This is a genomic window from Methylobacterium oryzae, assembly GCF_036441375.1.
GTDB classification, from domain to species: domain Bacteria; phylum Pseudomonadota; class Alphaproteobacteria; order Rhizobiales; family Beijerinckiaceae; genus Methylobacterium; species Methylobacterium oryzae_A.
In genome coordinates, this window is the sequence record NZ_MLCA01000014.1 from 301,227 (window position 1) to 328,032 (window position 26,806).

A 26,806-nucleotide genomic window follows, 5' to 3' on the forward strand; every position below is an offset into this window, starting at 1 on the left:
CGTGAGGCCCCGATGGGCGCGGTCATCTCATTCTTTCGACCGGCATCGACGAGCCAAGGTGGCTGGTCGCAGCAGGAGCTCGCGGAATTCTACCGCGTCGAGGCTGCGCTGATCCGTGCCGGCCTCCAGATCGGCAGCGAGCAGGGGCTGAGCGACGAGGCGGAGCCCTGGTTCGTCTTCTGCCGGCCGGATGGCGACGCGATCATGCACTTCGCCCGGATCGACGGCAGCTACGTCGTCGCGTCCGAGGTCTTGGACAGCCCGATGCGGGGCAACGATTTCCGCGCCCTCATCAACCAGATCGCTCAACGCTATCCTGAGCTCCTTCCGATCCCGCAGGGTGCCGGCGGAACGAAGCTCTCGGTTCATCCGGCAGCCCTGCTCGCCGCTCTCGTCGCGGCCGCGGCGCTGAGCCTGTCGCCCGACGTCGCACGCGCCGATGACGGGGAGCGATCGGCAGAGAGCGCATCGCCGGACCTTCACACGGGCCAGACGCATCAGCACGGGCCGACCGAAGCGCGTGACACCGGCGATGCCGATGAGCGCGACAGCCATCGTAAGCAGGTCGGGGCCATCGTGTTCTCGGCGATGGTCTTCGCTGCTGATGCCTTCGCCGCCGACCATCCCGAACAGGGGATCGAGGCGAAACCGTATCTCGGCGCGCTGGACGGCATCAGCCCCGTCTCGGGGGACCAGGGCAGCGTCCCGCCGACGATGGGCGGAGCGGTGGGGCCCACACATTCGGGCACACAGCTCGCCTCCGGCCGTCATGAACCTTCAGCGAGCGGCGCATCCGGCTCGGTAACGGCCGAGCCGAACTCGGTCGCTGTTGCCCGATCGGACGCCACCGATTTCGGAACTGCCGGATTCAGAGATTCGGCCTTCACCCATGGGCCGGCTCGGACCAGCCTGGAGCCCGCTTTCCAGACACTGACACGGGCGGGGGAGGCGAACACCACCCGCGCCGCGGGTTCATCGTCATCTCCCGAACCCGGATCGGACGGCAGCATGGCGGCATCGGGGAGCGCCGACCCGTCGTCAAGCATGGCCAGTGAGGCCGCATCTCTAACCCAGAGCGGGTCGCCGACGGCCGGCCATGCGGCGTCCGAAGCTTCCCCGGCCCCGGTCAACGGCCCCAACGCGGCGGCACAGCCCGAACCGAAACATTTCCCGTCCTCGCCTGCGGGCGAGCGCTCACAGAGCCCGGAATACATCGTGCACTCTGACCGCTTGTCAGAGTCGAGGGAACACAACAACGCGGTCGCGGATGCGGATCCGTCGGGCAGAAGCGCAGGTGCACTTGAACGGGGGCAGCACGGCGCGGACGGCTCCGGCGCAACCGCCATTGCAAGCCTGAGCCCACGCGTGAGCAGCGCGCAGGTCCAGGCAGATAGTGTGGATTCAGGACACGCGCAGGTCGGCGAGGGGCCCGGCCGCAGCGCCGAGGCGCCGGGGCACCTCAAGGAGGCCGTAGCTGGTCCACCGGACGCGGACGGTCACGGCACGGCCGGCGGCGCTAATCCGAGCGGCCTTTCAGGTGTCACCCAGTCCCAAACGAGCGCTGCGGATCCAGGCCACACGCAAGTCGCCGAGGCACCCGGCCGGAGCGCCGACGCGCCGGGTCATCTCGAGGAGACGGCATCCAATCGACCGGATGCGAGCAGTCACGGCGAACCTGACAGCGCGAAACGGGACCCTGCGGCAGGCGTCGCAGAGATCCAGGCGAAGGATGCGGATCCGGGCCACGGACAGGATGCCGAGCGGACCGGCCAGAATGCCGAGGCGCCGGGGCATCTCCGAGACATGCGCCCGCACGCACAGGATGTCGATGGTCACGGGACCGGCAACACCGCGGATCCGGACTCACAGCCCGCTGGCGCGCAGGCTCAGGCGGGCGTTGCGGAGCCAAGCCACACGCAGGGGGGCGACGGAGCCGACCGGAGCGCTGAGGCGCCCGGGCATCTTCGCGGCACGGGTCCGCACATGCAGGACACCGACGTCCACGCCGCTTCTGCCAACGCGGATCCATCCTCGCCGCCAGCTGCCGCGCAGGCAGAGGCGAGCAGCGCGGACCCACGTCACGTGCAGGCAGGCGAAGGCCCCGGCCAGAGCGCCGAGGCGCCCGGGCATCTTCGCGACACGGGTCCGCACATGCAGGACACCGACGTCCACGCAGCTTCCGCCAACGCGGACCCATCCTCGCCGCCAGCTGCCGCGCAGGCAGAGGCGAGCAGTGCGGATCCAGGCCACGTGCAGGTTGGCGAAGGCCCCGGCCAGAGCGCCGAGGCGCCGGGGCATCTTCGGGGCACGGGACCACAGACACAGGATGTCGGCGGTCACGGCATCGGCAACACTGCAGACCCAAGCGTACTGCCAGCTGGGGCGCAGGCTCAGGCGAGCGCCACTGAGCCAGACCAGGCAGAGGCTGGCGAGGGCGCCGGCCGAAGCGCTGAGGCGCCGGGTCATCTCCAAGAGGCCGGACCGCGTCTTCAGGACTTGGATGGACACGGCACGGCTACCGGTACGAACGCAGGCGCCTCAGCAAGCATCGCGCAAGGCCAAGCCGCCGGTGCAGATTCCAGCCTCCCGCGGCTCGCGGACGGGTCACGCAATGTCGCTCAGGACGATGCCGGTGGAGCCACAAACGTCGGACGCCAAGTCACTCTGGACCAACCGACCGCTCGCCAAGGATCAGAGGTCTCAACCAACGTGAACCGTGATCCAGCACCGTCAGACCATCAGGTCTCCGCAAACAGTGTGGGAAGTCACGCTCCGCCGCCGGCAATGAGCGTCGATTCGAACGGTGACATCGTATTCTCGTCCGACAACAAGCACAGCCCGTCGGCCGGATCAAACCACCCCCTCATGGATGGCGCCACCTCCGGCGACGTCGGGCTGATCGGGATTTCAGATCATGGCACCAACGCACACCACTTCGACTTACACTCTTGATGACGGAACAAGGTTTTACAATTTTCACAAGACGACTGCAGCGCGATGTCATTGCTGAACAGTTCCTAGGCTTGATCGCCGAAGGCTGAGAACTCACCCGATGACACCATAGGGGTTTGCTCGGCCGCTCGAACATCCTCGGTCGTTTGGAAAACGCGATCGCCGGTCTCACAAGCGCTCAGGGTGGGACGCGATCGCACTCACTCTTCCTGTGACCGACTCTTGCTGGCTGGCCATTCTGAATCGATGGGTTGAGGTCCGGTGGCGACATCGATGACGCCAAGCTCATCGCTCGTCTCGCGCTGCGACAGTGACAAGCAGCTCCTCATGATCGCTAATGTCCAAGATTGGAGATCGCTGCGGGGACGATATTGGTCTTGCCCCAGCCAGGCTCTGATGAGCGTCTCTTGGACCAAGGCGTCGACTTGCTCCGCTCCCTGAATCAGCGTTCCTGCAGATCGCCTCAGGTCGGGCACTAATCGCAAAAGACCCTGGCGAAATTGGTCGGCGTCGAACATCGGATCTGGGCCAGCTTCCGCGGCGGGATCGCGCGCTGGCAGACCACATGGATGCGGCCGTGAGGAACCGCGGAGTGCAGCGGCAACATATGGACGACAAGCAGCCCCGAGAGCTGGCGCTGTGGCAATCTCGCTGGTGCCCAACCGTAACCGCGTGTCTGGATGGTACCGCATGCGATGCCCGATCCCGCATTGACCACAGGACATGTACAGCGGGGGTATAATAGAAGTTTGCTGTATGGCTCTCAAGGCCACGTGCTCGGCTCTACGCAGCCATCCCTGGCGGGCTGAAGCGCCGGAAGGGTGTCGTCGAGGTTCGGCACGGCCTGCCGGACAAGCTCCGGACTAGGCGAACGGAATGGATCGGTCAGAGATCGATTGAGGCGAGGAGGCCGACTTCGCGGTCGCGTCTGCTGCGCGAGCTCACGCCGAGTATATGGAGAAACTGATCGGCGTGGCCGCCGGCTCTGGTGAGCGTGCGCGGTATCCGGGGTCGGATCGGTGATGGTGATGAGGGAATGTGTGTCTTGCGTTGTGCGGGTCTGGCGGCGACCGACTCTCCCGTGTCTTGAGACACAGTACCATGGGCGCTGGCGTGTTTAACGGCCGAGTTCGAGATGGGATCGGGTTCTGGGCACGCCGCTCAGGCCACCAGACCGGCGCAACGCAACTTGTTTGGCACTGGGCGGCGCAGGGTGCTGCGACGGCGAGTGCTCAGTTCGGCAAGCATGCAGCGGATCCGCTGCGGGTCTTTCTGTTTCGTGTGTCTCTGGCTTCGCCAGCCTTTGCGGCTGCCGAACCAGTCCGGACACGGATCACGAGAGCGATCAAGCCAATCGGGCGATTAGTACCGGTCGGCTCAACGCGTCGCCGCGCTTGCACCCCCGGCCTATCGACGTGGTCGTCTTCCACGGCCCTCAAGGGAGGTCTCGTTTTAAGGGGGGTTTCCCGCTTAGATGCCTTCAGCGGTTNGGGTCACGGCGCGCGCGGCGGCGGCAGCGCGTCGAGCAGCTGGCGCAGGAACGCCCGCACCGCCCGGGGCAGCCGCCGGTCGCGCATGGCCTGGACCTTGATGCCGCGGGCGAGGCTCGCCCGGGACTGGATCGGCAGGCTGACCAGCTCGTTCAGGCGCAGGGGCGTCCGGACCGACAGCGCCGACATCAGCGCGAGCCCGCGCGACCGCCGCACGAAGGGCAGCAGCGCCGAGAGCTTGTTGGCGGTCAGCACAGGCTCGACCGTGAGACCCTCGTGCGCGCAGGCGGCGTCGAAGACCTGCCGCAGGGTCGTGTCCCGGGTCGGCAGGGCGACGGGGTAGTCCAGCAGGTCCGCGAGGCGCAGGGCCGGCGCCCGCGCCAGGGGATGGTCGGGGGCGGCCAGCGCCAGCATGTCGACCTGCCCGTCGTAGAGCACCTCGACCTGCGCGGTCGGTGTCAGCGCGAAGGTGATCCCGAGATCGGCATCCCCCGCCGCCACCGTCTGGGTGACCTGGGCCGGGGGCTGGACGGTGACCTCGAAGCGGATGCCGGGATGGTCGGCGTGGAAGGCCGCGATCGCGTTCGGCACGATGTCGAGGGAGAAGCCCTCGGAGCAGGCGACCCGGATCAGCCCGCGGGCGAGCCCTTCCAGCTCCCGGATCTCGGTGACCACCTGCTCGGAGCGGATCAGCACCTGGTGGGCGTGCTGCGCCAGCAGCTCCCCGGCCGGGCTCGGCACCATGCCGCGCGGGCGCCGCTCGAACAGCACGCAGTCGAGCTCGGCCTCGAGGTTGGCGATCTGCCGGCTGATCGCCGAGGCCGCGACGTTGAGCTGCGCCGAGGCCGCCGCGATCGAGCCGGTGCGGGCCACGGCCAGGAAGTAGCGCAGGCCCGTACTCTGCATTATCGTTCCCGGTACGCTGTATGGTGCCGCGCACATTGCCGATACGGCAACGCAGCACTCGCCAAATTCTACTTGTTGCGATCTCAGATGCACAACACCATGGCAGGGTGAAAAACGCGGCAGCCGCGGAACCGTCCGCCGGGCCTGTCCGCCGCGCCGTCGGAGCCTGCATGCCGCTACGGACTCTCACCCGGGCCGCCACCTTGGCCGCCTCGCTCGCGGGCCTGATCGCCGCGCACCCGGCCCTCGCCGGCAAGGCCGACGACACGCTGGTCTACGCGTCGGACAGCGAGCCCGAGAATGTCAGCCCGTATCACAACAGCGCCCGCGAGGGCGTGATCCTGGCCCGGAACTGCTGGGACACGCTGCTGTACCGGGATCCCAAGGACGGCACCTACAAGCCGATGCTGGCGACCGCCTGGACATGGGCGGACGACACGACCCTCGACCTCACGATCCGGGAGGGCGTGGTCTTCCACAACGGCGACCCGCTCGGGCCGGAGGACGTGGCCTTCACGTTCAACTACGTGCTGACGCCCGAGGCGCGCACGGTCACCCGCCAGAACGTCGACTGGATGAAGTCGGTGGAGGTGACCGGCCCGCATACGGTCCGCATCCACCTCAAGGCGCCGTTCCCGGCCGCGCTCGAGTACCTCGCCGGCCCGACCCCGATCTTCCCGGCCGCCTACTTCAAGAAGGTCGGCCTCGACGGCTTCGCCAAGGCGCCGGTCGGCAGCGGCCCGTACCGGATCACCAAGGTCGACAGCGGCCGCGGCGTCACCATGGAGCGGTTCGACAAGTACTGGGCGGAGAGCCCCCTCGGGAAACCGAAGATCGGCAAGCTGCAGTTCCGCGTGATCCCGGACGGCGAGAGCCGGATGGCCGAGCTGATGACCGGCGGCGTCGACTGGATCTGGCGGGTGCCGAGCGACCAGGCCGAGCAGCTGCGCGCCGCGCCCAACATCACGGTGCTGAACTCCGAGACGATGCGGGTCGGCTTCCTGCAGTTCGACACGCTCGGCCGCGCCAAGGAGAACTCGCCGCTCAAGGACGTGCGCGTCCGGCAGGCGATCTCCTACGCCATCGACCGCAAGGCGATGGTCGACAACCTCGTGCGCGGCGCCTCGCGGGTGATGAACGCGCTGTGCTTCGTCGACCAGTTCGGCTGCACCGACCAGGGGGTGATGCGCTACCCCTACGACCCCGCCAAGGCCAAGGCGCTGCTGAAGGAAGCCGGCTACGAGAAGGGCTTCGAGATCGACCTCGGCGCCTACCGCGAGCGGGACTACGCCGAGGCGGTGATCGGGTACCTCGGCGCCGTCGGCATCAAGGCGCGGCTCAACTACCTGCGCTACGCGGCCTTCCGCGACGCGCTGCGGGCCGGCAAGACCTCGATCGGCTACCAGACCTGGGGGTCGTTCTCGGTGCTCGACGTCTCGGCCTTCGACGGGGTGTATTTCCGCGGCGGCGAGGAGGACCTGACCAAGGATCCGCAGGTGATCGCCGACCTGCAGGAGGGCGACGGCTCCACCGACCCGGAGAAGCGCAAGGCCGCCTACGCCAAGGCGCTCCAGCGGATCGCCGCGCAGGCCTACGCCCTGCCGATGTTCTCCTACTCGACCAACTACGCCTTCACGTCGGACCTGACCTTCACGGCCCAGCCCGACGAGGTGCCGCGCTTCTACGCGGCGTCGTGGAAGTGAGGATGGCCGCGAAGGCGCGACGCCTTTCCCCTCCCCCTTGCGGGGCGGGGTCAGGGGTGGGGGTGGCGCAGACGGCACCGCACCGCTCGATTCTGCGCCACCCCCACCTCCGGCTCCTCCCCACAAGCTTGAGCGATCCCGGGCAAGCCCGGGATCGCCGGGGGAGGAGAGGACGCTTCGTCCTGATCCGGCGCGATCTGCATCGCCAGGAAGGAGCCTGAACCCATGCTGGCCTTCACGTTCCGGCGCGTGCTGGTCGCCCTGGCGGTGGCCCTCACGGTCTCGGTGGCGAGCTTCCTGCTCCTCCACCTCTCGGGCGATCTCGCGACCGCGATCGCCGGCCCCGAGGCCACCGGGCCGCAGATCGCTCAGATCCGCCAGGATTACGGGCTGGACCAGCCGCTGCTGACCCAGTTCCTCACCTGGGGCTGGCGGGCCCTGCACCTCGATTTCGGCAACTCGTTCTATTTCCGCGAGAGCGTGATCGACCTGCTCGCCGCCCGCCTGCCGATCACCCTGTATCTCGGCATCATCGCGCTCGCCGTGGCCCTGTTCGTGGCGATCCCGCTGGGCGTCGTCGCCGCCGTGAAGCGGGACACGTGGATCGACCGGACGGCGCTCGCCGTCTCGGTGCTCGGCCAGGCGATGCCGAGCTTCTGGTTCGGCCTGACGCTGATCCTGATCTTCTCCGTCAACCTCCGCTGGCTGCCGGTCTCGGGCAACGCCACGTGGAAGAACTTCGTCCTGCCGGCGGTCGCCCTCGGCTACTACGCGATGCCGGCGGTGATGCGCCTCACCCGCAACGGCATGCTGGAGGTGCTGGCCTCCGACTACGTCCGCACCGCCCGCGCCAAGGGCCTGCCGCCCCGGAAGATCCTGGTGCGGCACGCCCTGCGCAACGCCGTGATCCCGGTGATCGCCCTGTCGGCGGTGCAGTTCGGCTTCATGCTCGGCGGCTCGATCGTGATCGAGGCGGTGTTCTCGCTCCAGGGCCTCGGGCAGCTCGCCTGGGAATCCATCGCCCGCAACGACTTCCCCGTCGTCCAGGCGATCGTGCTGGTGCTCGCCATGATCTATATCGGCCTGACGCTCGCCGCCGACCTCTTGAACGCCTTCCTCGACCCGCGCCTGCGCCAGTCGTGAGGATCCGCCGATGAGCCTCCCCCCCGACACGGCGGCGCTCGCCGCCCCGGCCCTGCCCCCGGACGCGCCGATCGCGCTGGCGCCGGTCCCCTCCCCCACCCGCCTGATCCTGCGCCGGGGCCTGCGCCACACCGGCTTCCTGATCGGGGCCGGGATCCTCGGGCTGATCGTGCTGGCGGCGCTCGCCGCCCCGCTCATCGCCCCGCACGATCCCTACGCGCAGGACGTGTCCCGCCGCCTGATCCCGCCGGTCTGGCAGGCCAAGGGCACCTGGGAGCACGTGCTCGGCACCGACAAGCTCGGCCGCGACTACCTGAGCCGCCTGCTCTACGGCGGCCAGATCTCGCTGCTGATCGGGATCTCGGCGGCGCTGATCTCCGGGCTGATCGGCACGACGCTCGGCCTGTGCGCCGGCTATTTCGGCGGCTGGGTCGATTCGGTGGTCAGCTACGTCGTGACCACGCGGCTCGCCATGCCGGTGGTGCTGGTGGCGCTGGCCATGGCGGCGCTGGTCGGCGGCTCGCTCAAGGTGGTGGTGCTGGTGCTGGGCTTCCTGCTCTGGGACCGCTTCGCCGTGGTGACGCGGGCCGCCACCCAGCAGATCCGCAACCAGGACTTCGTCTCGGCCGCCCGCGCCGCGGGGCTCACGGACCTGCGGATCATCCGCCAGGAGATCCTGCCCAACATCATGAACGCGCTGATCGTCGTGGCGACCCTGGAGATGGCCCACGCGATCCTGCTGGAGGCCGCCCTGTCGTTCCTCGGCCTCGGCGTGCAGCCGCCCCTGCCCTCCTGGGGCCTGATGATCGCCGAGGGCAAGCAGTACATGTTCTTCCAGCCCTGGGTGATCACCATCCCGGGCGTGGCGCTCCTCCTGCTCGTGCTGGCGATCAACCTCCTGGGGGACGGCCTGCGCGACATCACCGCCCCCGAGGCGCGCCACTGACGCCGTCGCCGGGCCGGAACCGGCCGGCAGGTTAACGAAATGTTTCACGGGAAACACACCATGACGCGAGACGCCGCCATCGCGCGCGCCACGGAGGCCTTCGACTCGGGCGCGTTCCTCGCGCTCCTGCGGGAGGCGGTGGCGATGCCCACCGAGAGCCAGGCTCCCGGCCAGGAGGCGGCGCTGCGCGCCTATCTCGACGCCTTCATCGCGCCGCTCGTCGCCCGCCTCGGCTTCGACGCGCCGAAGATCTTCCCCAACCCGGACGGGGTCCACGGACCGTTCCTGATCGCCGAGCGGCGCGAGGGCGCGGACCTGCCGACCGTGCTGATCTACGGCCACGGCGACACGGTGCGCGGCTATCCCGAGCAGTGGCGGGAAGGGCTCGGCCCCTGGGAGATCGTGGTCGAGGGCGACCGCTGGTACGGGCGCGGCACCGCCGACAACAAGGGCCAGCACGTCCTCAACCTCGCGGCCCTGGAGCAGGTGATCGCCGCGCGCGAGGGCCGTCTCGGCTTCAACGTCAAGCTGCTGATCGAGATGGGCGAGGAATCGGGCTCCCCGGGCCTGCGGCCGTTCTGCCGGGAGCAGGCGGAGGCCCTGCGCTCCGACGTGCTGATCGCCTCGGACGGTCCCCGCCTCAACGGCGAGCGGCCGACCCTCTTCCTGGGCTCCCGCGGCGCCTACAATTTCGAGCTCAGCCTGAACCTGCGGGAGGGACCGCACCATTCCGGCAACTGGGGCGGGCTGCTGCGCAATCCCGGCACGGTGCTGGCCTCGGCGATCGCCTCGATGGTCGACGCGCGGGGCGCCATCCTGGTGGACGCCCTGCGGCCGCCGCCGATCCCCGAGGGCGTGCGCGCGGCGCTCGCCGACATCCGCGTCGGCGAGGACCCGACCGCGCCCACGATCGATTCCGACTGGGGCGAGCCGGGCCTGAGCCCGGCCGAGCGGGTCTTCGCCTGGAACACGCTGGAGGTGCTGGCCTTCAAGACCGGCGACCCGGACGGGCCGCTCAACGCCGTGCCGCCCCACGCCAAGGCGACCCTGCAGCTGCGCTTCGTGGTCGGCACCGACTGGCAGAACCTCATCCGGAACGTGCGCGCCCATCTCGACGCGCACGGCTTCCCGATGATCGAGGTCCGGCCGGCCCGCGCGGCGGAAGTCTTCCAGGCGACCCGTCTGCCCGTGGAGGATCCCTGGGTCGAGTGGGCGCTCCAGTCGATCGAGGCGAGCTCGGGCAAGAAGCCGGCGCTGCTGCCCAATCTCGGCGGCTCGCTGCCGAACGACGCCTTCTCGGAGATCTTAGGGTTGCCGACCCTCTGGGTGCCGCATTCCTACCCGGCCTGCCGCCAGCACGGTCCGGACGAGCACATGCTCGCCTCCGGCACCCGCGAGGGTCTGGCGATCATGGCCGGCCTGTTCTGGGATCTGGGCCGAGACGGGCCCGACATCCTCCGCCGCCGCACCGCGAGGGCCTGACACGATGAGCGAGCCGGTCGTCCGCATCCGCGATCTGACGATCGCGCTCCCCAAGGGCGCCGACCGCCCGCACGCGGTCGAGGGCCTGAACCTCGACCTCGAGGCCGGGAAGATCCTGTGCGTGGTCGGGGAATCGGGCTCGGGCAAGTCGATGAGCGCCTACGCGCTGACCGGCCTCCTGCCCCGGGCGCTGAAGCCGACGGCCGGCACGATCCTGTTCGAGGGCCGGGACCTCCTGACCCTCGACGAGCCGGCGTGGCGCGCACTGCGGGGCCGGCGCATCGCCATGGTGTTCCAGGAACCGATGACGGCCCTGAACCCGGTGATGCGGGTCGGCGATCAGATCGCCGAGATGTTCGAGGCGCACAACCTGCTCAGCCGGAGCGAGCGCCGGGCCCGGGCGGTGGCGCTCGCCGCCGAGGTCGGCCTGCCGAACCCCGAGGAGGCGGTGCGGGCCTACCCGCACCAGCTCTCCGGCGGCCAGCGGCAGCGGGCGATGATCGCCATGGCGCTGGCGCTGGAGCCCTCGGTGCTGGTCGCCGACGAGCCGACCACGGCCCTCGACGTCACCACTCAGGCCCAGATCCTCCGGCTGATCCGCGACCTGCAGCGGAAGCGCGGGATGAGCGTCCTGTTCATCACCCACGATTTCGGCGTGGTGGCGGAGATCGCCGACCACGTGGCGGTGCTCCAGCGCGGGCGGCTCGTGGAATCCGGCACGGCCGAGGCGGTGCTGCGGAACCCGCAGGCGCCCTACACCCGGGCGCTGCTCGCCGCCGTCCCGAGCCTGACGCCGCCGCCGCGCCCGCCCCTGGCGGCCGCCCCTGTCGCGCTGTCGGTGAGCCGGCTGTCGAAGACCTATTCCGGGCGCTCCGGCCTGTTCGGCAAGCCGCGGGTCGTGGCGGCGGTCAAGGACGTCTCGTTCGACGTGCGCCGCGGCGAGACCCTGGGGATCGTGGGCGAATCCGGCTCCGGCAAGTCGACCACGGCGCGGCTGGCGATCCGCCTGATCGAGCCCGACGGCGGCACGGTCCGGCTGGGCGACCTCGACTACACGGCCCTCGGGAAGGCCGAGCTGCGCGACAAGCGCAGCCGCATCCAGATGATCTTCCAGGACCCGTTCGCGTCGCTGAACCCGCGGCGCACCGTGGAGCAGATCATCACGGCGGGCCCGATCGCCCACGGGGTCCCGGCCGCCGAGGCGCGCGCGCGGGCGCGCAGCCTCCTCGACCTCGTCGGCCTCGATCCCAAGGCCGCCGCCCGCTACCCCAACGCCTTCTCGGGGGGCCAGCGCCAGCGCATCGGCATCGCCCGGGCGCTGGCCATGGAGCCGGACGTGCTGGTCGCCGACGAGGCGGTCTCGGCGCTGGACGTCTCGGTCCAGCGGCAGGTGCTGGACCTGCTGGAGGACCTGAAGCAGCGCCTGTCCCTGGCGATGCTGTTCATCACCCACGACCTGCGGGTGGCCGCCACGATCTGCGACCGGATCGCCGTGATGCACCGCGGCGCCGTCGTGGAGATGCGGGGCACCGCGGACCTGTTCGCCGCGCCGGAGCACGCCTACACCCGCAGCCTGCTCGCCGCGGTGCCGGGGGCGCACGCCTCATGAGCCTTCCGCCCCGGGCGGGCCAGTCTGGGACGCAGAGACAAGTTTTTTGGACGGGATCGCCCTGTCCGGATCCTGCAAGGTCAGTAGGATAGCGCCGTTGTCGAGGGTGGAGCACCCCGGCGGATCCACGGCTGCACCGGCTATCCGTCCCCGCTCGTACCTCGCACGGGGACAGGGTTATCGAGCGTGTCGATCTCAGACAAGACCGACGGCATCCGGCCGAACCGCAAGCGCAGCGAGGCGGACCTGCCGCCGGTGCTGCGCCGCGGACGCGAACACCGGATCGTGCGCTGGATCGGCGCCGCCGGCCGCAAGGCACCGCGCCCCGCCGCGGAGGACACCGCGCCCGCCGCCGCGGACAACCGCGTGATCAAGCTGAGCTGGGCCGACACGTTCGGCCGTCCGGGCCGCGCCGAATCCGGCCGGCCCGACCCGGGCCCGGCGCAGGTGGTGGCGTTCCCGGGGCGCAGGAGCGAGGCCCCGCCCCGCCCGGCCCCNCGATCAGCCGCCGGTGCCCGTCCTGCGCTGATCGACGCGCCCGCCGGGCACGCCGAGGCCGATCGCCTTCGCGAGGGCGGAGCGCTGCGCGGCGTAGCCCGGCGCGGTCATCGGGTAATCGTCCGGCAGGCCGTAGCGCTCGCGGTACCGCTCCGGCGTCAGGCCGTGGGCGGTGAGATGGCGCTTCAGGGTCTTGTAGGTCCGGCCGTCGATGAAGCTGACGATCCCGTCCTCCTGGACCGACTTGCGGATCTGGGCCGGCGTCGGCCGCTCCACGGCCGGCTCGGCGGCCGCGGCCGGCGGCTGCCCGTCGAGGGCCGCCAGGGCCGCGTGCACGCTCGCCATCAACTCGGGCAGGGCCGTCGGCGGAACGGAATTGTTCGAGACGTAGGCGGCGACGATCTCGCCCGCCAGCGTGACCAACCTGAGGCTGTTCTCGGGATTCTTTTCAGGCACTGCGCGAGTCCACACAAGGCTTTCGACGACGATGCCTGCGGTTCCAAAGCAAAAACCGCGTATGTGTCAAGACGGTCTTGACAGCTGATCGGTCACCCAAAGCGCTTTTCGGTGCGAGCGGGCCGGATCGCCGGCGCGAAACGCTCCGGTCACCTGCACAAAGGTGCCAATTGGATGCCGGTTACAGGGGCCGAAAGTCGGCGCGGCGGGAAATACCGCGCGGCGTCACCCGATCCCGAGGGCGCGGATCAGCGCGAGGCTGAGGGCGATCAGGACCGCCAGGGAGGCGGTGACCGCCAGGGTGACCCGGCCGCCGACGCGGGCGAGGACCCGGACGTCGACCCCGAGGCCGAGGGCGGCCATCGACAGGACCGTGAGCACGCCGGCGAGCTGGGTCAGCGGCCTCACCGCGCCGTCCGGGACGAGGCCCAGGGAGCGCAGGGTGGCCAGCGCCAGGAAGCCGAGGATGAACCAGGGCACCAGCTTGGTGAAGCCCGGGCGGGACGGCGCCGGCGGCGCCCCAGCTGCCTGCGGCAGACGCGGGGCGATCAGCGAGAACACCACCACGACGGGGCCGAGCATCAGCACGCGCACCAGCTTGACCAGGGTGCCGACCTGGGTCGACAGCAGGCTCACCGGCACGGTCGCGGCGAGCACCTGCGGCACCGCGTAGACGGTGAGCCCGGCCAGCACCCCGTACTGGTTGTCGGTCATGCCGGCGAGGGGCACGAACAGCGGCAGCCCGAGCACCATCAGCACGCCGAGGACGGCGGTGAACGCGATGGCGGCGGCGATGTCCTTCGGCTCCGCGCCGATCACGGGCGCCACGGCGGCGATGGCCGAGTTGCCGCAGATGGCGTTGCCGCAGGCCACCAGGATCGCCATCCGGGCCGGCAGCCCGAGCGCCCGGCAGATCGCCACGCTGGCGGCGATGCCGAGCACCACGGTCCCGACGATGCCGGCCAGCAGCGCCGGGCCGGAGGCGAGGATCGCCCCGAGGCTCAGGGAGGCGCCGAGCAGCACCACGGCGACCTCGAGGAGCTGCTTGGCCGAGAACGCGATGCCGGTGCGGAACTGCGCCGGGGGCGTCCAGGCGGTCCGCACCGCGATGCCGATCAGGATCGCCAGGACCAGGGCCTCGATATAGGGGTGGCCGGCGAGACGCTCCTCCACCGCCTGCGCGGCCATCGCCACCGCGGTGATGGCCGCGCACAGGCCGATTCCCGGCAGGACCGAGGCGGCCGTGCCCGACCGGCCGCCCCGGTCGGGGAGCGTCGGTGTCGGGGCTGTCTTGGACGAGGCTTCAGGGCTCACGAGACGGGGCTCCGGGGTCGCCGGCGGAGCCTATAGGAAGAAAACGTTCGCCGCACCCGCGCAACAGAGAAGTTCAATCTCTATTCAAGCGGAATGCGAGAAGGAACATCTGACCGGACGGCGGAAACGGCGGCGGGCGGGGTGCTGCCGGAACCCGTGCCGCCCCCCGGCGGCGACGGGTCCGGTGCTACGCCCCGGCCCGCTCAGGCCTGCATGCCCCAGCGCTGGACGGTGCGCCGCTCGATCGTCTGGAAGATCAGGTTCTCGACCACGAGACCGATCAGGATCACGGTGAGCAGCCCGGCGAACACGTTCGGGATGTCGAGCATGTTCTTGTTCTCGAAGATGAACCAGCCGAGGCCGCCCGCCCCGGACGACACCCCGAAGACCAGCTCGGCGGCGATCAGGGTGCGCCACGCGAAGGCCCAGCCGACCTTCAGGCCGGTGAGGATCGAGGGAAACGCCGCCGGGATCAGGATCTTGCCGATCAGCCGCGGGCCCGACAGCCCGTAATTGCGTCCGACCATCTTCAGCGTCCGGCTCACCGACAGGAAGCCCGAATGGGTGTTCAGCGCGATCGCCCAGGTCACCGAGTGGACCAGCACGAAGATCAGGCTGCCGTTGCCCAGGCCGAACCAGATCAGCGCCAGGGGCAGCAGCGCGATCGCCGGCAGCGGGTTGAACATCGACGTCAGCGTCTCGAGCAGGTCGGTCCCGATCCGCGACGCGATGGCGACGCCGGTCAGCACGGTCGCCAGGGCGACGCCGGCGGCGTAACCCATGAGCAGCACCTTCAGCGAGCTCCAGGCCCGGGCCGGCAGCGTGCCGTCCGCGACGCCCCGGAAGAAGGCCTCCACGGTCGCCGAGAAGGTCGGGAACAGGAGGTCGTTGTCGAGGTAGCGCCCGTAGGCCTCCCAGATCCCGGCGAGGAGCACGAGGATCACGATCTTGCGCAGCCAGGCCTGGTTGTAGAGGCGCTCGGCGACCGACAGCGGCTTCTCGACCACCGCGGCGCCGTGGGCGTGGCCGGTCTCGCGCACGATCTCGGGCCGGCCGGACGGCGGCAGGGGCGCGAGGCGCGGCGCCGCGCCCGTCCCGGCCAGCGGGGCGCCGCTCAGGGCTTGCGCGCTAGACATTCTCCGCCTCCTGGATCTCTTCCGAGAACAGCATGTGCTGGATCCGGCCCTCGAGCTGCAGCGCCGCCTCCGGCGACGCGGCGCTGTTGAGCTCGGCCTTCACCTCGCCGGGATGGGGCGAGAGCAGCAGGATGCGCGAGCCGACCTTGATCGCCTCGGGGATCGAGTGGGTGACGAACAGCACGGTGAAGCGCGTGCCCTCCCACAGGGCCAGCAGCTCGTCCTGCATGCGCCGCCGGGTCAGCGCGTCGAGCGCCGCGAAGGGCTCGTCCATCAGCAGGATATCGGGCTCCATCGCCATGCCGCGGGCGATGGCGACGCGCTGCTTCATGCCGCCCGACAGGGTGTGGGGGTAGCTGTCGGCGAATTTCGTGAGGTTGACCTTGTCGATGTAGAGGTTGGCCCGGTCCAGGGCCTCGCGGCCTCTCAGCCGGCCCGAGGCCTCGAGGGCGAAGACCACGTTCTGCCGGACCGTCTTCCACGGCAGGAGCTGGTCGAATTCCTGGAACACCATCATCCGGTCGGGGCCGGGCTCGGTGACCGGGCGCCCCTTCAGGCGGATCTCGCCCTCGGTCGGCGCCATGTAGCCGCCCACCGCCTTGAGCAGGGTCGACTTCCCGCATCCGGACGGCCCGAGCAGGACGAAGCGGTCCCCGGGCCAGACCCGGAAGCTCACCCGGTAGGTGGCCGTGACGAGGTGCTCGGGCGTCTTGTAGCGGAGCGTGACGCCGTCGACCTCCAGCAGAGGCTGACCCGTGTCCATCCATCCTCCCTGGCGCCGCGGTTTGAACCGCGTTTCGCTGAGGGCCGGAGATGGTCCGCCCCTCACGGGAAAGTGTATCGGCCCGCGGAAGAGGCTGTAAAGGTCGATATTTTGTATGCGATGGGATCTTCGTCCCGATCGTCAGGCCCGACCGGTCAGGCCGGGTGCCACCACCGGCCCTTCAGCACCACGCCCTCGGCGGTGATCCGCTGGGCGCCCGTCATGTGCTCGCCCCGGGTGTCGACGTAGTCGAACGCGCCGTCCCGCACCGCCAGCACGGTGGCGTCGCCGAGCGCCCCGACCTTCAGGGTCCCGTACTCCATCCGCTTCAGCGCCACGGCGGCGTTCACCGTGGAGGCGGCGATCACGTCGGTGAGGCTCATGCCGAGGCAGAGCATCTTCGACATGGTGGTGACCTGGTCGAAGGCCGGCCCCTCGATGCAGAGCTGGTGCACGTCCGACGAGATCGTGTCGGGCAGGAAGCCGCCCGCCAGCATGGCCCGCGCGGTCCTGAAGGCGAAGGAGCCTTTGCCGTGGCCGATGTCGAACAGCACGCCCCGCGCCCGCGCCTCGCGGAGCGCCGGCTTCACGGCGCCCTGGGCCGTGATGGGCGAGTTCGGGAACGGCCGGAACGCGTGGGTCAGCACGTCGCCGGGCCTCAGCATGGCCAGCACCTGCTCGTAGCTCGGCGGCGGCTCGTCGATATGGGCCATCAGCGGCAGGCCTGTCTCCTCCGCGACCTGCAGGGCGATGTCGAGCGGCGCGGTGCCCTGGTCGCCCGAGGCGTGGCGCCCGACCCGGACCTTGATGCCGACGATCACGTCCCGGTTGGCGTCGGCGACCTCGACCGCCTCCCGGGGCGCCATGAGCCGCGGGTCCTCGCTCTCGCCGACCATGATGGTCTTCGAGAAGCCGAAGATGCCCGCGAAGGAGACGTGCAGGTAGGCGAGGATCCGCGCCTGCGACCGCTCGATCACGTGGCTGCGGAAGCCGGCGAAATTGCCGGGCCCGGCGCTGCCGGTATCGACCGAGGTGGTCACCCCCGAGGTCCGGCAGAAATCGTCGGCGTCGATGCCGAGCGAGGTGCCGCCCCAGTAGACGTGGGTGTGCAGGTCGATCAGGCCCGGCGTGACGATGGCGCCTTCCATGTCGCGGACCTGCGTGGCGGGGCCGGCCGGCAGGTCGCGGCCGAAGCCCGAGACGCGGCCGTCCGCGAAGGCGACGTCGCAGATCCCGTCGTGGTCCTGGGACGGGTCGATGACCCGCGCGCCCTTCAGGATGAGGTCGTGCTGCACGAGAGACTCCGGATGTGGTTCGCGGGAATCCGACCCGTCAGGCCGCCCGGGCGGGCACGGCCGTGTCGTTGAGGTGGCAGGCGGCGAAGTGGCCGGCGCCGACCGCGTCGAGGCCCGGCACCTCGGTCCGGCAGCGGTCGAAGGCGTGCGGGCAGCGGGTGTGGAAGCGGCAGCCCGACGGCGGGTTGATCGGGCTCGGCACGTCGCCCTTGAGCACGATGCGGGTGCGCCCGGCCCCGGGCTCGGGGATCGGCACCGCCGAGAGCAGCGCCTGGGTGTAGGGGTGCTTGGGCGCGAGAAAGAGATCGCGGCGCGGCCCGATCTCGACGATCTTGCCGAGATACATCACCGCCACCCGGTGGGTCATGTGCTCGACGATGGCGAGGTCGTGCGAGATGAACAGCATCGCGAGGTCGAGTTCGCGCTGCAGGTCGCGCAGCAGGTTGACGATCTGCGCCTTCACCGAGACGTCGAGGGCCGAGACCGCCTCGTCGCAGATGATCAGGTCCGGCTCGGCGGCGAGCGCCCGGGCGATGCCGATGCGCTGGCGCTGCCCGCCCGAGAACTCGTGCGGGAAGCGCCCGAGCGCCTCGCGCGGCAGGCCGACCCGCTCCATCAGGCTGGCGAGGCGCGCCTCGAGGTCGGCGCCGTTGCGGGCCAGCCCGAAATTGCGGATCGGCTCGGCCAGGATCGCCCGCACCCGCATCCGCGGGTTGAGCGACGAGAACGGGTCCTGGAACACCATCTGGATGTGGCGCCGCAGGGGACGGAGCGCCCCGGCCGAGAGGTCGTCGATGCGGCGCCCGTCGAGCACCACCTGGCCGGCGGTGGGCGCGTAGAGGCGCATCAGCGCCTTGGCGACGGTGGACTTGCCGCAGCCGGACTCGCCGACGAGCGAGAGGGTCTCGCCCCGGGCCACCGTGAAGGACAGGCCGTCCACCGCCTTGAGCACGCGCTTGGACTGGCCGAACAGGCCGCCGCCGAGGGCGAAGTGCTTCTTGAGGTCGTTGACCTCCAGCAGGGTGCGGGCGGCGGGTGCGGGCGTGGCGCTCATGCCGCGAGGGCGTCCTTCGGCGCGTAGTGGCAGGCGGCGAGGTGGCCCGGCGCCTTCGGCTCCAGGGCCGGCGCGTAGGCGCGGCACAGGTCGGTGACGTCCGGGCAGCGCCCGGCGAAGACGCAGCCCTCGATCCGGCCCTTCAGGCTCGGGACCATGCCGGGGATCTCGGCGAGCCGCGCGTCGGCGCCGTGCTCGACGGCGCCGAGCTTCGGCACCGCCCCCATCAGGCCGCGGGTGTAGGGGTGGCGCGGCGACCGGAACAGCTCGCGGACCGGCGCCTCCTCGACCTTGCGGCCGGCATACATCACCACCACCCGGTCGGCGACCTCGGCCACGACGCCGAGATCGTGGGTGATCAGCATGATCGCGGCGCCGACCCGGGCCTTCAGGTCGCGCATCAGGTCGAGGATCTGGGCCTGGATGGTCACGTCCAGCGCCGTGGTCGGCTCGTCGGCGATCAGGAGCTTGGGCGAGCAGGCGAGCGCGATGGCGATCATCACCCGCTGGCGCATGCCGCCGGAGAGCTGGTGCGGGTATTCCCGCACCCGGCGCCGCGGCTCGGGGATGCCGACCAGCGTCAGCATCTCCACGGCCCGCTCCTCGGCCTCGCGCCGGCCGAGCCCCTGGTGCAGCCGCAGGGTCTCGCCGATCTGGCGGCCGACCGTCAGCACCGGGTTCAGCGAGGTCATCGGCTCCTGGAAGATCACGCTGATGTCGTTGCCGCGGATCTTGCGCATGGCGCTGTTCGGCAGGTCGAGGAGGTTTTTTCCCTCGAACTTGATCGCGCCGGCGATGCGGGCCGGCGGCTCGGGCAGGAGCCGCAGGATCGACATCGAGGTCACCGACTTGCCGCAGCCGGACTCGCCCACGATCGCCAGGGTCTCGCCCGACTGGATCGCGAACGAGACCCCGTCCACCGCCCGGTTCACCCCGTCGGGGGTGCGGAAATGGACCTGCAGGTTCTCGATCGACAGGAGGGGGGTGCCGCTCATGCTGCCGGTCCTCATCAGACGTCTTTCGCCATGCGGGGGTCGAGGGCGTCGCGCAGGCCGTCGCCGACGAGGTTCACGGCGAGCACCGTCATCGAGAGGAAGATGGCCGGGAACAGGATGATGTAGAACTTCACCTGCCAGAGCGCCCGGCCCTCGGCCATGATGTTGCCCCAGGAGGGCGTCGAGGGCGGCACGCCCGCGCCGATGAACGACAGGATCGCCTCGGTGATCATCGCGGAGGCGCAGATATAGGTCGCCTGCACGGTCATGGGCGCCAGCGTGTTGGGCAGGATGTGGCGCCAGATGATCGCCGGCATCCGGGTGCCCGTGGTCACCGCCGCCTCGACGTAGGGCTGCTCGCGCAAGGAGAGCACCACGCCGCGCACGAGGCGGGCGACGCGGGGAATCTCCGCGATGGTGATCGCGATGATCACGTTCTGGACCGAGCCGCGGGTGAGCGCCATCAGCGCGACCGCGAGCAGGATCGGCGGGATCGACATCATGCCGTCGACGACCCGCATGACGATCCCGTCGAGCCAGCGCACCATGCCGGAGACGAGGCCGACCGCGAGCCCGGCGACCGAGGCGAGGAACGCCACCGAGAAGCCGACCAGCAGCGAGACCCGGGCGCCGTAGACCACCCGCGAGTAGACGTCGCGGCCGAGCATGTCGGTGCCGAACCAGTACTGCGCCGACGGCGCCCGGGTGCGCTTGGCCGGCGCCAGGGCGGTCGGGTCGACGGTGCCGAGCCACGGCGCCAGCACCGCCATCAGGAAGACGACGAGGAGCAGCACGCCGCCGACCACGATGGTCGGGTTGCGGCGGACATAGGTCCAGACCCGGCCCCGGCGCTTGCGGGCCGGGATGACGTCCGGCAGCGGCGCCGCGACGGCGAGGCCCGGCGGCGGGGGCGCCTTGGGGGCGGTCCCCTCGGGCGGGGTGCCCGCCTGCGGGGCGCTGCTGGGGAAGGGCGCGACGGTCGCGGTCAATAGCGGATCCTCGGGTCGAGCACGGTGTAGAAGAGGTCGATAGCGAGGTTCACGAGCACGTAGACGAAGCTGAACAGCAGCACGACGCCCTGGATGACCGGGTAGTCGCGGCGCAGGATCGCGTCGACGGTGAGGCGCCCGAGGCCGGGAATCGCGAAGACCGTCTCGGTCACCACCGCGCCGCCGATCAGCAACGCGATGCCGATGCCGATCACGGTGACGATCGGCACCGCGGCGTTCTTGAGGGCGTGGACGAACAGGACCGGCCCCTGCGCCAGCCCCTTGGCCCGGGCGGTGCGCACGTAATCCTGCTGGAGCACGTCGAGCATGGTCGCGCGGGTCACCCGGGCGATCAGCGCGATGTAGACGAGGCCCAGCGTCACCGCCGGCAGGATCAGGTTGGACAGCCAGGGCCACAGGCCCTGCTCGATCGGCGTGTAGCCCTGGACCGGCAGCCAGCCGAGCTCGAGGGCGAAGACGTAGGCGAGCACGTAGCCGACCACGAAGACCGGCACCGAGAAGCCCGTCACGGCGAGCCCCATCACGAGGCGGTCGATCAGGCTGCCGGCCTTCCAGGCGGCGACGACGCCGAGCGGCACCGCCACCACGATGGCGAAGACCAGGGTGACGAGCATCAGCGACACGGTGGGCTGCACCCGCTGGCCGATCATGGTGGTGACCGGCAGGTTGGTGAAGATCGAGGTGCCGAGATCGCCGTGGAGGATCTGCCACGACCATTCCCAGAACCGCACCAGGAACGGCCGGTCGAGGCCGAGCGTCGCGCGGATGCGGGCCACGTCGTCTGGGGTCGCCTGGTCGCCCGCGATGATCGCCGCCGGATCGCCCGGGGCGAAGTAGAGGAGGCTGAAGACGAACAGCCCGACCACCGCCATGACCGGGATGGTGGCGAGGATGCGCCTGCCGATATAGCCGAGCATGGGGCGCCTCCGGTCCTAAGCCTTCGACACGCCCCAGGTGAAGGGGATCGGCCCCTTCACGATGCCCGAGACGTTCTTCCGCCACGCCTGGTAGCCGAGGAAGAATCCGGTCGGGACGTAGACCACGCCCTCGACGGCGGCAGCGTTGACCTTGTCGATGGCGGCCTTCTCGGCGGCCGGGTCGGCGGCGTCGAACCACTCGGCGATGGCCGCCTCCACCGGGGGGATGTCCGGCCAGCCGAACCACGCCTTCTCGCCGCTCGCCCGCACCGCCGGGTAGCCCGCCGGGTTGATGCAGTCGGCGCCCGCGTGCCAGGTGTGGAACATGTTCCAGCCGCCCTGGCTCGGCGGCGCCTTGGAGGCCCGGCGGGTGCCGGTGGTGCCCCAGTCGGTGGCGACGAAGTCGACGTTGAAGCCCATCTGCTTCAGCAGGTCGGCGGTGATGTCGCCCTGCGCCTTGGTGATCCCCTGGTCCTGCGCCACGACGCAGACCACCGGCTCGCCCTTGTAGCCGGCCTCCTTGAGCAGCTTCTGCCCGAGCTTGATGTCGCCCTTGCCGACATTGCCGCCGCCCGCCTCGCTGTAGAGCGGCGTCCCCGGCGTGAAGAAGCCCGGCAGCTTCTTCCACAGGCTGTCGTCGTCGCCGACGATCGAGCGCATGTAATCCTCCTGGCTCATCGCGGTCATGACGGCCTGGCGGATCTTCGGGTTGTCGAAGGGCGGGTGCAGGTGGTTCATCCGGAACGACCCGACATTGCCCAGCGGGTCGGCGATATCGACGTTGAGGTTGCTGTTCTTGCGGAGCAGCGGCACGAGGTCGGAGATCGGGTTCTCCCACCAGTCGACCTCGCCGTTCTGCAGGGCCGCCGAGGCGGTGGCGGCGTCCGGCATGATCACCCACTCGACCCGGTCGACCAGCATGCGCTTGCCGCCCGCGAGCCAGGAATTCGGCTCGTCGCGGGGCTTGTAGTCGGTGAAGGTCTCGAACACCGCCCGGGCGCCCGGCACCCACTCGTTGCGGACGAACTTCATCGGGCCCGAGCCGACATACTCGTTGATCTGCGTGAACGGGTCGGTCTTGGCGATCCGCTCCGGCATCATCAGGGCCATCGGCGCGTTGGTCTTGCCGAGCGCGTAGAGGAGCTTCGGGAACGGCTTCTTCAGGCGCCACCGGAAGGTCTTGTCGTCGGTCGCCGCGAGGTCGTCCTGGATGCCCCGGATCATCAGGCCGATCGGGTCCCGGGCCATCCAGCGGGTGAGGCTCGCCACCACGTCCTTGGCCAGGACCGGCTCGCCGTCGTGCCACTTGAGGCCGGGGCGCAGCCGGAACGTCCAGGTCAGCTTGTCGCCCGAGACCTCCTCGGACTCGACCATCTGGCGCTGCGGCTTCAGCTGCGCGTCGACGCCGTAGAGCATGTCCCAGACGAGGGTGCCGGCGTTGCGCACCACGTACTGGGTCCCCCAGATCGGGTCGAAATTGGCGAGGTTCGCCTGCGGCACGAAGCGCAGGACCTTGCCGCCCTGCGCGAGGGCCGGTCGCGCGAGTTGCGGCGCGGCCAAACCGAGCGCGGCCGAACCCTTGAGAAAGGTCCTGCGGTCCATCGTCTTCTCCCTGGCGGTGCGGATCTCAAGCATCGGTCGCCGGCCCGCACCTTGCGGGCGAGTTTGAACGGTTCTGATGCACGGGCGCAATGGCCCGGCGTGACAACGGGGTCCGGGCAAGCGCCCGCGCCGCCGCCGGCCTCGGGGCGACGTCGGCGCGAACGGGGGCTGCGGTGGCGCGGCTCGGACTCACGGGGCGCGTCTCGCAAGCCCCGCGCCAGCCCGGCCGTCACTGCGTTATGTATTCAGGATCCGCGGGGGATTTTGCGGCCACGGCGCGCGGTCTCGCGAACGCCCGCCATCGCGGGACCGCCGCGCGGGGCTTGGGATCCGGAGCCGCCGAGGCGCGAAGATCCCGCACCGAAGGCGGTCCCGGATTTCCGGCCCGCCCGCGGCGCCCCGGAAGGACGGGGACGGGACGCGCAGAGACGCGCAGGCGTGTCGCGCACGGGGCGCGGGCGAGATGCCGGCGCGATCCCGCCAGCAGATGGGGCAGCCCGATCGCGCGCCGTCCCCGCCCTCGCCCCGCCCCCGCACGGGAGCGGGGGCGCGTCGCGCCGGGTCCGGGCTCAGCCCACCTGCCGCAGGTGGCCGCCCCGCGCGCCCGGCACCGCCTGCATGGCGCGGATGAAGGCCGCGATCCGCGGCGCGATCACCGCCCGGTAGCGCGAGCCGTTGAACACGCCGTAATGGCCGACGCCGGCCTGGAGGTGGTAGGCCTTGCGCGCCTCGGGCAGGTTCGGCGTCAGGTCGAGGGCCGCCTTGGTCTGGCCGACGCCGGAGATGTCGTCGTTCTCGCCCTCGACCGCGAGGATCGCGCAGCGGCGGATGGCGCCGAGATCGACCGGCGTGCCGCGGTGCTTCATCTGCCCCGTCGGCAGGGCGTGGTCGACGAACACGGTCTGCACGGTCTGGAGGTAGTACTCGGCCGTCAGGTCCATCACGGCGAGGTACTCGTCGTAGAACTCGCGGTGCTTCTCGGCCGAATCGCCGTCGCCCGTCACCAGGTGGTCGAACATGTCCGAATGGGCGGTGACGTGCCGGTCGAGATTCATCGCCATGAAGCCCGACAGCTGCAGGAAGCCCGGATAGACCCGGCGCCACGCGCCCGGGTAGATCGGCGGCACGAGGCTGATCGTGTTGCGCTCGAACCACTTCTGACCGCGCTCCTGCGCGAGGCAGTTCACCGCGGTGGGCGAGCGGCGGGTGTCGATCGGGCCGCCCATCAGGGTCATGGAGGTCGGCACCGCCGGCTCGTCGGCCGCCTCCATCAGCGCCACCGCGGCGATCACCGGCACGGCCGGCTGGCAGACCGCCATGACGTGCAGGTCCGGCCCCAGGACCGCGAACATCTCCTGCAGGTAGTCGACGTAGTCGTCCAGATCGAACTGGCCCGCGAAGAGCGGCACCATCCGGGCGTCGGTCCAGTCGGTGATATACACCCGGTGGTTCGGCAGCATCGCCTCGACGGTGCCGCGCAGCAGCGTGGCGTAGTGCCCCGACATCGGCGCGACGATCAGCAGCTTGGGCTGCGGCTCGGCGGGGGCCGCCTGGAACGCGCGGTCGAAGGCGATCAGGCGGCAGAACGGCCGCTCCCAGACCACCCGCTCGGTGACCGGAACCGCCGTGCCGTCCACCACCGTCTCGGTGAAGCCGAAGGCGGGCTTGCCGTACTGGCGGGTGACGCGCTCGAACATCTCGCAGCCGGCGCTGACCGCGCGGGCGTAGGGTCCGTAGGCCAGGGGATTGCCCGGCATCTGCAGCCCGTAGCGGGTGAGGTCGGCGGCGACGCGGGCGGGCGCCATCAGGGCGCGGGCGCCCTCGTACATCGAGTAGGCCAGCAGCATCGTCACCTCGCGGTCTCGGTCCGGCCGCGGGCATCGAGCCGCGCGGCTCCTACCCCTTGCAACCCGAATCGGTAGGATAATGCTCCACCCTGAACGCGGGTGGAACATCCCGGAGCTGCGGCGACTTGCCTGTGACCACGCTCGCCCGCGACCCTCCGCCAGCGACGACGTGTCCGGGTCGGCGTGCCAGGATTCCCAGCACCGTGTCATGCGAAGGGAAGCCGCGGGACGCCGCGCCGGCGAGGCCCGGCCGGCGACGCACCGAAACATCCTATGCCCGATACCGATCTCAGCGGCCTCGGTCGCGACGCCCGACACCTGCGGCTCGACACCTTCGTCCGCCTGCGCTGGCTCGCCATCACGGGCCAGAGCGCGGCGGTGGTGGGCGCGCAGTTCGGCCTCGGCCTGCCCCTGCCCTTCGGCTGGTGCTTCCTGGTGATCGCCACCTCGTCCTGGCTGAACCTCGCCCTGCGGATCCGCTTCCCCGCGAGCTACCGGCTCAGCGACGATTCCGCGGCGCTGCTGCTCGCCTTCGACATCGTGCAGCTCGCCGCCCTGCTGTTCCTCACGGGCGGGCTCCAGAACCCGTTCTCGCTGCTGTTCCTCGCCCCCGTGCTGATCTCCGCCACCGCCCTGCCGCCGGAGCGGACGCTGGCGCTGGGCCTCCTGGCGGTGGGCCTCGCCACCCTGCTCGCCCTGGTGCACCGGCCCCTGCCCTGGTTCGCGGACGGGCGGATCGAGCTGCCGTTCCTGTACGTCTCCGGCGTCTGGACCGCGATCCTGCTCGGCACCGCCTTTACGGGCGTCTACGCGTGGCGGGTGGCCGAGGAGACCCGGCTCCTCGCCCAGGCGCTCGCCGCCACCGAGCTGGTGCTCGCCCGCGAGCAGCACCTGTCGCAGCTCGACGGGCTCGCGGCGGCGGCTGCCCACGAATTGGGCACGCCGCTGGGCACGATCATGGTGGTGACCAAGGAGCTGATCCGCCAGCTCGGGCCCACCGCCTCCCCGGCGGTCGCGGAGGATCTGAACCTCCTGCGCGAGCAGGTCGACCGCTGCCGCGGCATCCTCGGCAAACTGACCTCCCTCGACGGGGACGGTGCCGGGGCCGGCTTCCTGGAGACGGTGACGTTCAGCCACCTCGTGGAGGAGCTGGTGGCGCCGCAGCGGGCGCTCGGCGCCGCCCTCGACGTCACCAGCTCCGGCGAGGGGCCGGAGCCGGCCTGCCGGCGCAACCCGGGCGTCATGTTCGGGCTGGCCAACATCCTCGACAACGCCGTCGACTTCGCCGAGGCCGGCGTCACCGTGGAGGGGCGCTGGACCCCCGACCGGGTCTGGATCGAGATCCGCGACGACGGGCCCGGCTTCTCCAGCGAGGTGCTGCTGCGGGCGGGCGAGCCCTACGTCACCACCCGCAGCCACGACCGGCCGCAATCCGGCGGGACCGTGGGGGCCGGGCTCGGCCTCGGGCTGTTCATCGCCAAGACCCTGATCGAGCGCTCGGGCGCGCAGCTCGCCCTGATGAACGTCGCGGCGCCGGACGCCCACGGGGCGATCGTGCGGGTCTCCTGGGCCCGCCACATCTTCGAGCGCGGCGCCGCGCCGCGACATTCTCCCGAACTCAGTATCCGCGCCCCCCTGCCACCGCGCGATGCCGTACCTATATGAGGGACAGACCAAGAACCCGACGA

The 26,806-nt window shown here is 70.6% G+C and carries 18 protein-coding genes, 1 rRNA gene, 1 pseudogene and 1 other annotated feature; of the genes and pseudogenes, 7 read left to right on the forward strand and 13 right to left on the reverse strand.

The genetic code is table 11. From position 1 onward, the window contains the following. The first annotated feature begins 12 nt into the window (after window positions 1-12). The gene (locus tag MOTC310_RS25115; protein ID WP_331303735.1) at window positions 13-2,952 is read left to right on the forward strand and encodes a hypothetical protein; all 2,940 of its coding nucleotides are present in this window, start codon (window positions 13-15) and stop codon (window positions 2,950-2,952) included. Window positions 2,953-4,010: 1,058 nt separating this feature from the next. Here MOTC310_RS25115 and rrf read toward each other — a convergent pair. Beyond that, a 5S ribosomal RNA gene (gene rrf, locus MOTC310_RS25120) occupies window positions 4,011-4,126 on the reverse strand. Window positions 4,127-4,306: 180 nt separating this feature from the next. Continuing rightward, window positions 4,307-4,507 (reverse strand) — a sequence feature (23S ribosomal RNA rRNA prediction is too short). Between the two features lie 19 nt (window positions 4,508-4,526). Further along, window positions 4,527-5,384, reverse strand: a pseudogene (locus MOTC310_RS32915) (LysR family transcriptional regulator); the annotation flags it as partial. Between the two features lie 134 nt (window positions 5,385-5,518). Here MOTC310_RS32915 and MOTC310_RS25130 point away from each other — a divergent pair. From MOTC310_RS25130 to MOTC310_RS25150, 5 genes are all read left to right on the forward strand, one after another. Further along, on the forward strand, window positions 5,519-7,051 hold the full coding sequence (locus tag MOTC310_RS25130) for an ABC transporter substrate-binding protein (protein ID WP_331303737.1): 1,533 nt from the start codon (window positions 5,519-5,521) through the stop codon (window positions 7,049-7,051). A 225-nt stretch (window positions 7,052-7,276) separates the two neighbouring features. After that, window positions 7,277-8,194 (forward strand): ABC transporter permease, encoded by a 918-nt coding sequence (locus tag MOTC310_RS25135; RefSeq protein WP_020093969.1) that lies wholly within the window; start codon window positions 7,277-7,279, stop codon window positions 8,192-8,194. Between the two features lie 10 nt (window positions 8,195-8,204). Continuing rightward, on the forward strand, window positions 8,205-9,140 hold the full coding sequence (locus MOTC310_RS25140; RefSeq protein WP_020093970.1) for an ABC transporter permease: 936 nt from the start codon (window positions 8,205-8,207) through the stop codon (window positions 9,138-9,140). Between the two features lie 60 nt (window positions 9,141-9,200). Then, window positions 9,201-10,622 (forward strand): M20 family metallopeptidase, encoded by a 1,422-nt coding sequence (locus MOTC310_RS25145; protein WP_331303738.1) that lies wholly within the window; start codon window positions 9,201-9,203, stop codon window positions 10,620-10,622. Between the two features lie 4 nt (window positions 10,623-10,626). Continuing rightward, window positions 10,627-12,231: an ABC transporter ATP-binding protein gene (locus MOTC310_RS25150; protein ID WP_331303739.1), complete on the forward strand. Its 1,605-nt coding sequence runs from the start codon at window positions 10,627-10,629 to the stop codon at window positions 12,229-12,231. A 501-nt stretch (window positions 12,232-12,732) separates the two neighbouring features. Here the strand turns inward: MOTC310_RS25150 and MOTC310_RS25155 are convergent. The 11 genes from MOTC310_RS25155 to MOTC310_RS25205 all read right to left on the reverse strand — a co-directional run bounded on the left by MOTC310_RS25155 (window position 12,733) and on the right by MOTC310_RS25205 (window position 25,118). Continuing rightward, entirely contained in the window at window positions 12,733-13,185 is a 453-nt protein-coding gene (locus MOTC310_RS25155) for a Ros/MucR family transcriptional regulator (protein WP_331303740.1), read from the reverse strand. A 225-nt stretch (window positions 13,186-13,410) separates the two neighbouring features. Further along, complete coding sequence (locus tag MOTC310_RS25160) at window positions 13,411-14,499, reverse strand: YeiH family protein (protein ID WP_331303741.1); 1,089 nt, start codon at window positions 14,497-14,499, stop codon at window positions 13,411-13,413. Between the two features lie 203 nt (window positions 14,500-14,702). Further along, on the reverse strand, window positions 14,703-15,635 hold the full coding sequence (locus MOTC310_RS25165) for an ABC transporter permease (RefSeq protein WP_091681007.1): 933 nt from the start codon (window positions 15,633-15,635) through the stop codon (window positions 14,703-14,705). Beyond that, entirely contained in the window at window positions 15,628-16,398 is a 771-nt protein-coding gene (locus MOTC310_RS25170) for an ABC transporter ATP-binding protein (protein ID WP_020093977.1), read from the reverse strand. Before MOTC310_RS25170 ends, MOTC310_RS25165 begins: the two co-directional genes overlap by 8 nt. A gap of 155 nt (window positions 16,399-16,553) precedes the next feature. Next, window positions 16,554-17,693 carry an amidohydrolase/deacetylase family metallohydrolase gene (locus tag MOTC310_RS25175; protein ID WP_331303742.1) on the reverse strand — a complete coding sequence of 380 codons (1,140 nt, stop codon included), beginning with the start codon at window positions 17,691-17,693 and terminating at the stop codon, window positions 16,554-16,556. 37 nt (window positions 17,694-17,730) lie between these two features. Next, window positions 17,731-18,747, reverse strand: a complete 1,017-nt coding sequence (locus tag MOTC310_RS25180) for an ABC transporter ATP-binding protein (RefSeq protein WP_056533731.1) — start codon at window positions 18,745-18,747, stop codon at window positions 17,731-17,733. Next, entirely contained in the window at window positions 18,744-19,757 is a 1,014-nt protein-coding gene (locus tag MOTC310_RS25185; protein ID WP_020093980.1) for an ABC transporter ATP-binding protein, read from the reverse strand. The genes MOTC310_RS25180 and MOTC310_RS25185 overlap by 4 nt, the downstream gene beginning before the upstream one ends. Then, entirely contained in the window at window positions 19,757-20,731 is a 975-nt protein-coding gene (locus MOTC310_RS25190; RefSeq protein WP_419539953.1) for an ABC transporter permease, read from the reverse strand. Before MOTC310_RS25190 ends, MOTC310_RS25185 begins: the two co-directional genes overlap by 1 nt. Beyond that, entirely contained in the window at window positions 20,728-21,669 is a 942-nt protein-coding gene (locus tag MOTC310_RS25195; RefSeq protein ID WP_076730208.1) for an ABC transporter permease, read from the reverse strand. Before MOTC310_RS25195 ends, MOTC310_RS25190 begins: the two co-directional genes overlap by 4 nt. 15 nt (window positions 21,670-21,684) lie before the next feature. Beyond that, complete coding sequence (locus MOTC310_RS25200; RefSeq protein ID WP_331303743.1) at window positions 21,685-23,271, reverse strand: ABC transporter substrate-binding protein; 1,587 nt, start codon at window positions 23,269-23,271, stop codon at window positions 21,685-21,687. A 569-nt stretch (window positions 23,272-23,840) separates the two neighbouring features. Continuing rightward, window positions 23,841-25,118, reverse strand: a complete 1,278-nt coding sequence (locus tag MOTC310_RS25205) for a polyhydroxyalkanoate depolymerase (protein WP_331304110.1) — start codon at window positions 25,116-25,118, stop codon at window positions 23,841-23,843. Window positions 25,119-25,391: 273 nt separating this feature from the next. Here MOTC310_RS25205 and MOTC310_RS25210 point away from each other — a divergent pair, with 273 nt between their 5' ends. Then, on the forward strand, window positions 25,392-26,783 hold the full coding sequence (locus MOTC310_RS25210) for an ActS/PrrB/RegB family redox-sensitive histidine kinase (RefSeq protein ID WP_331303744.1): 1,392 nt from the start codon (window positions 25,392-25,394) through the stop codon (window positions 26,781-26,783). Window positions 26,784-26,806: the final 23 nt, after the last annotated feature.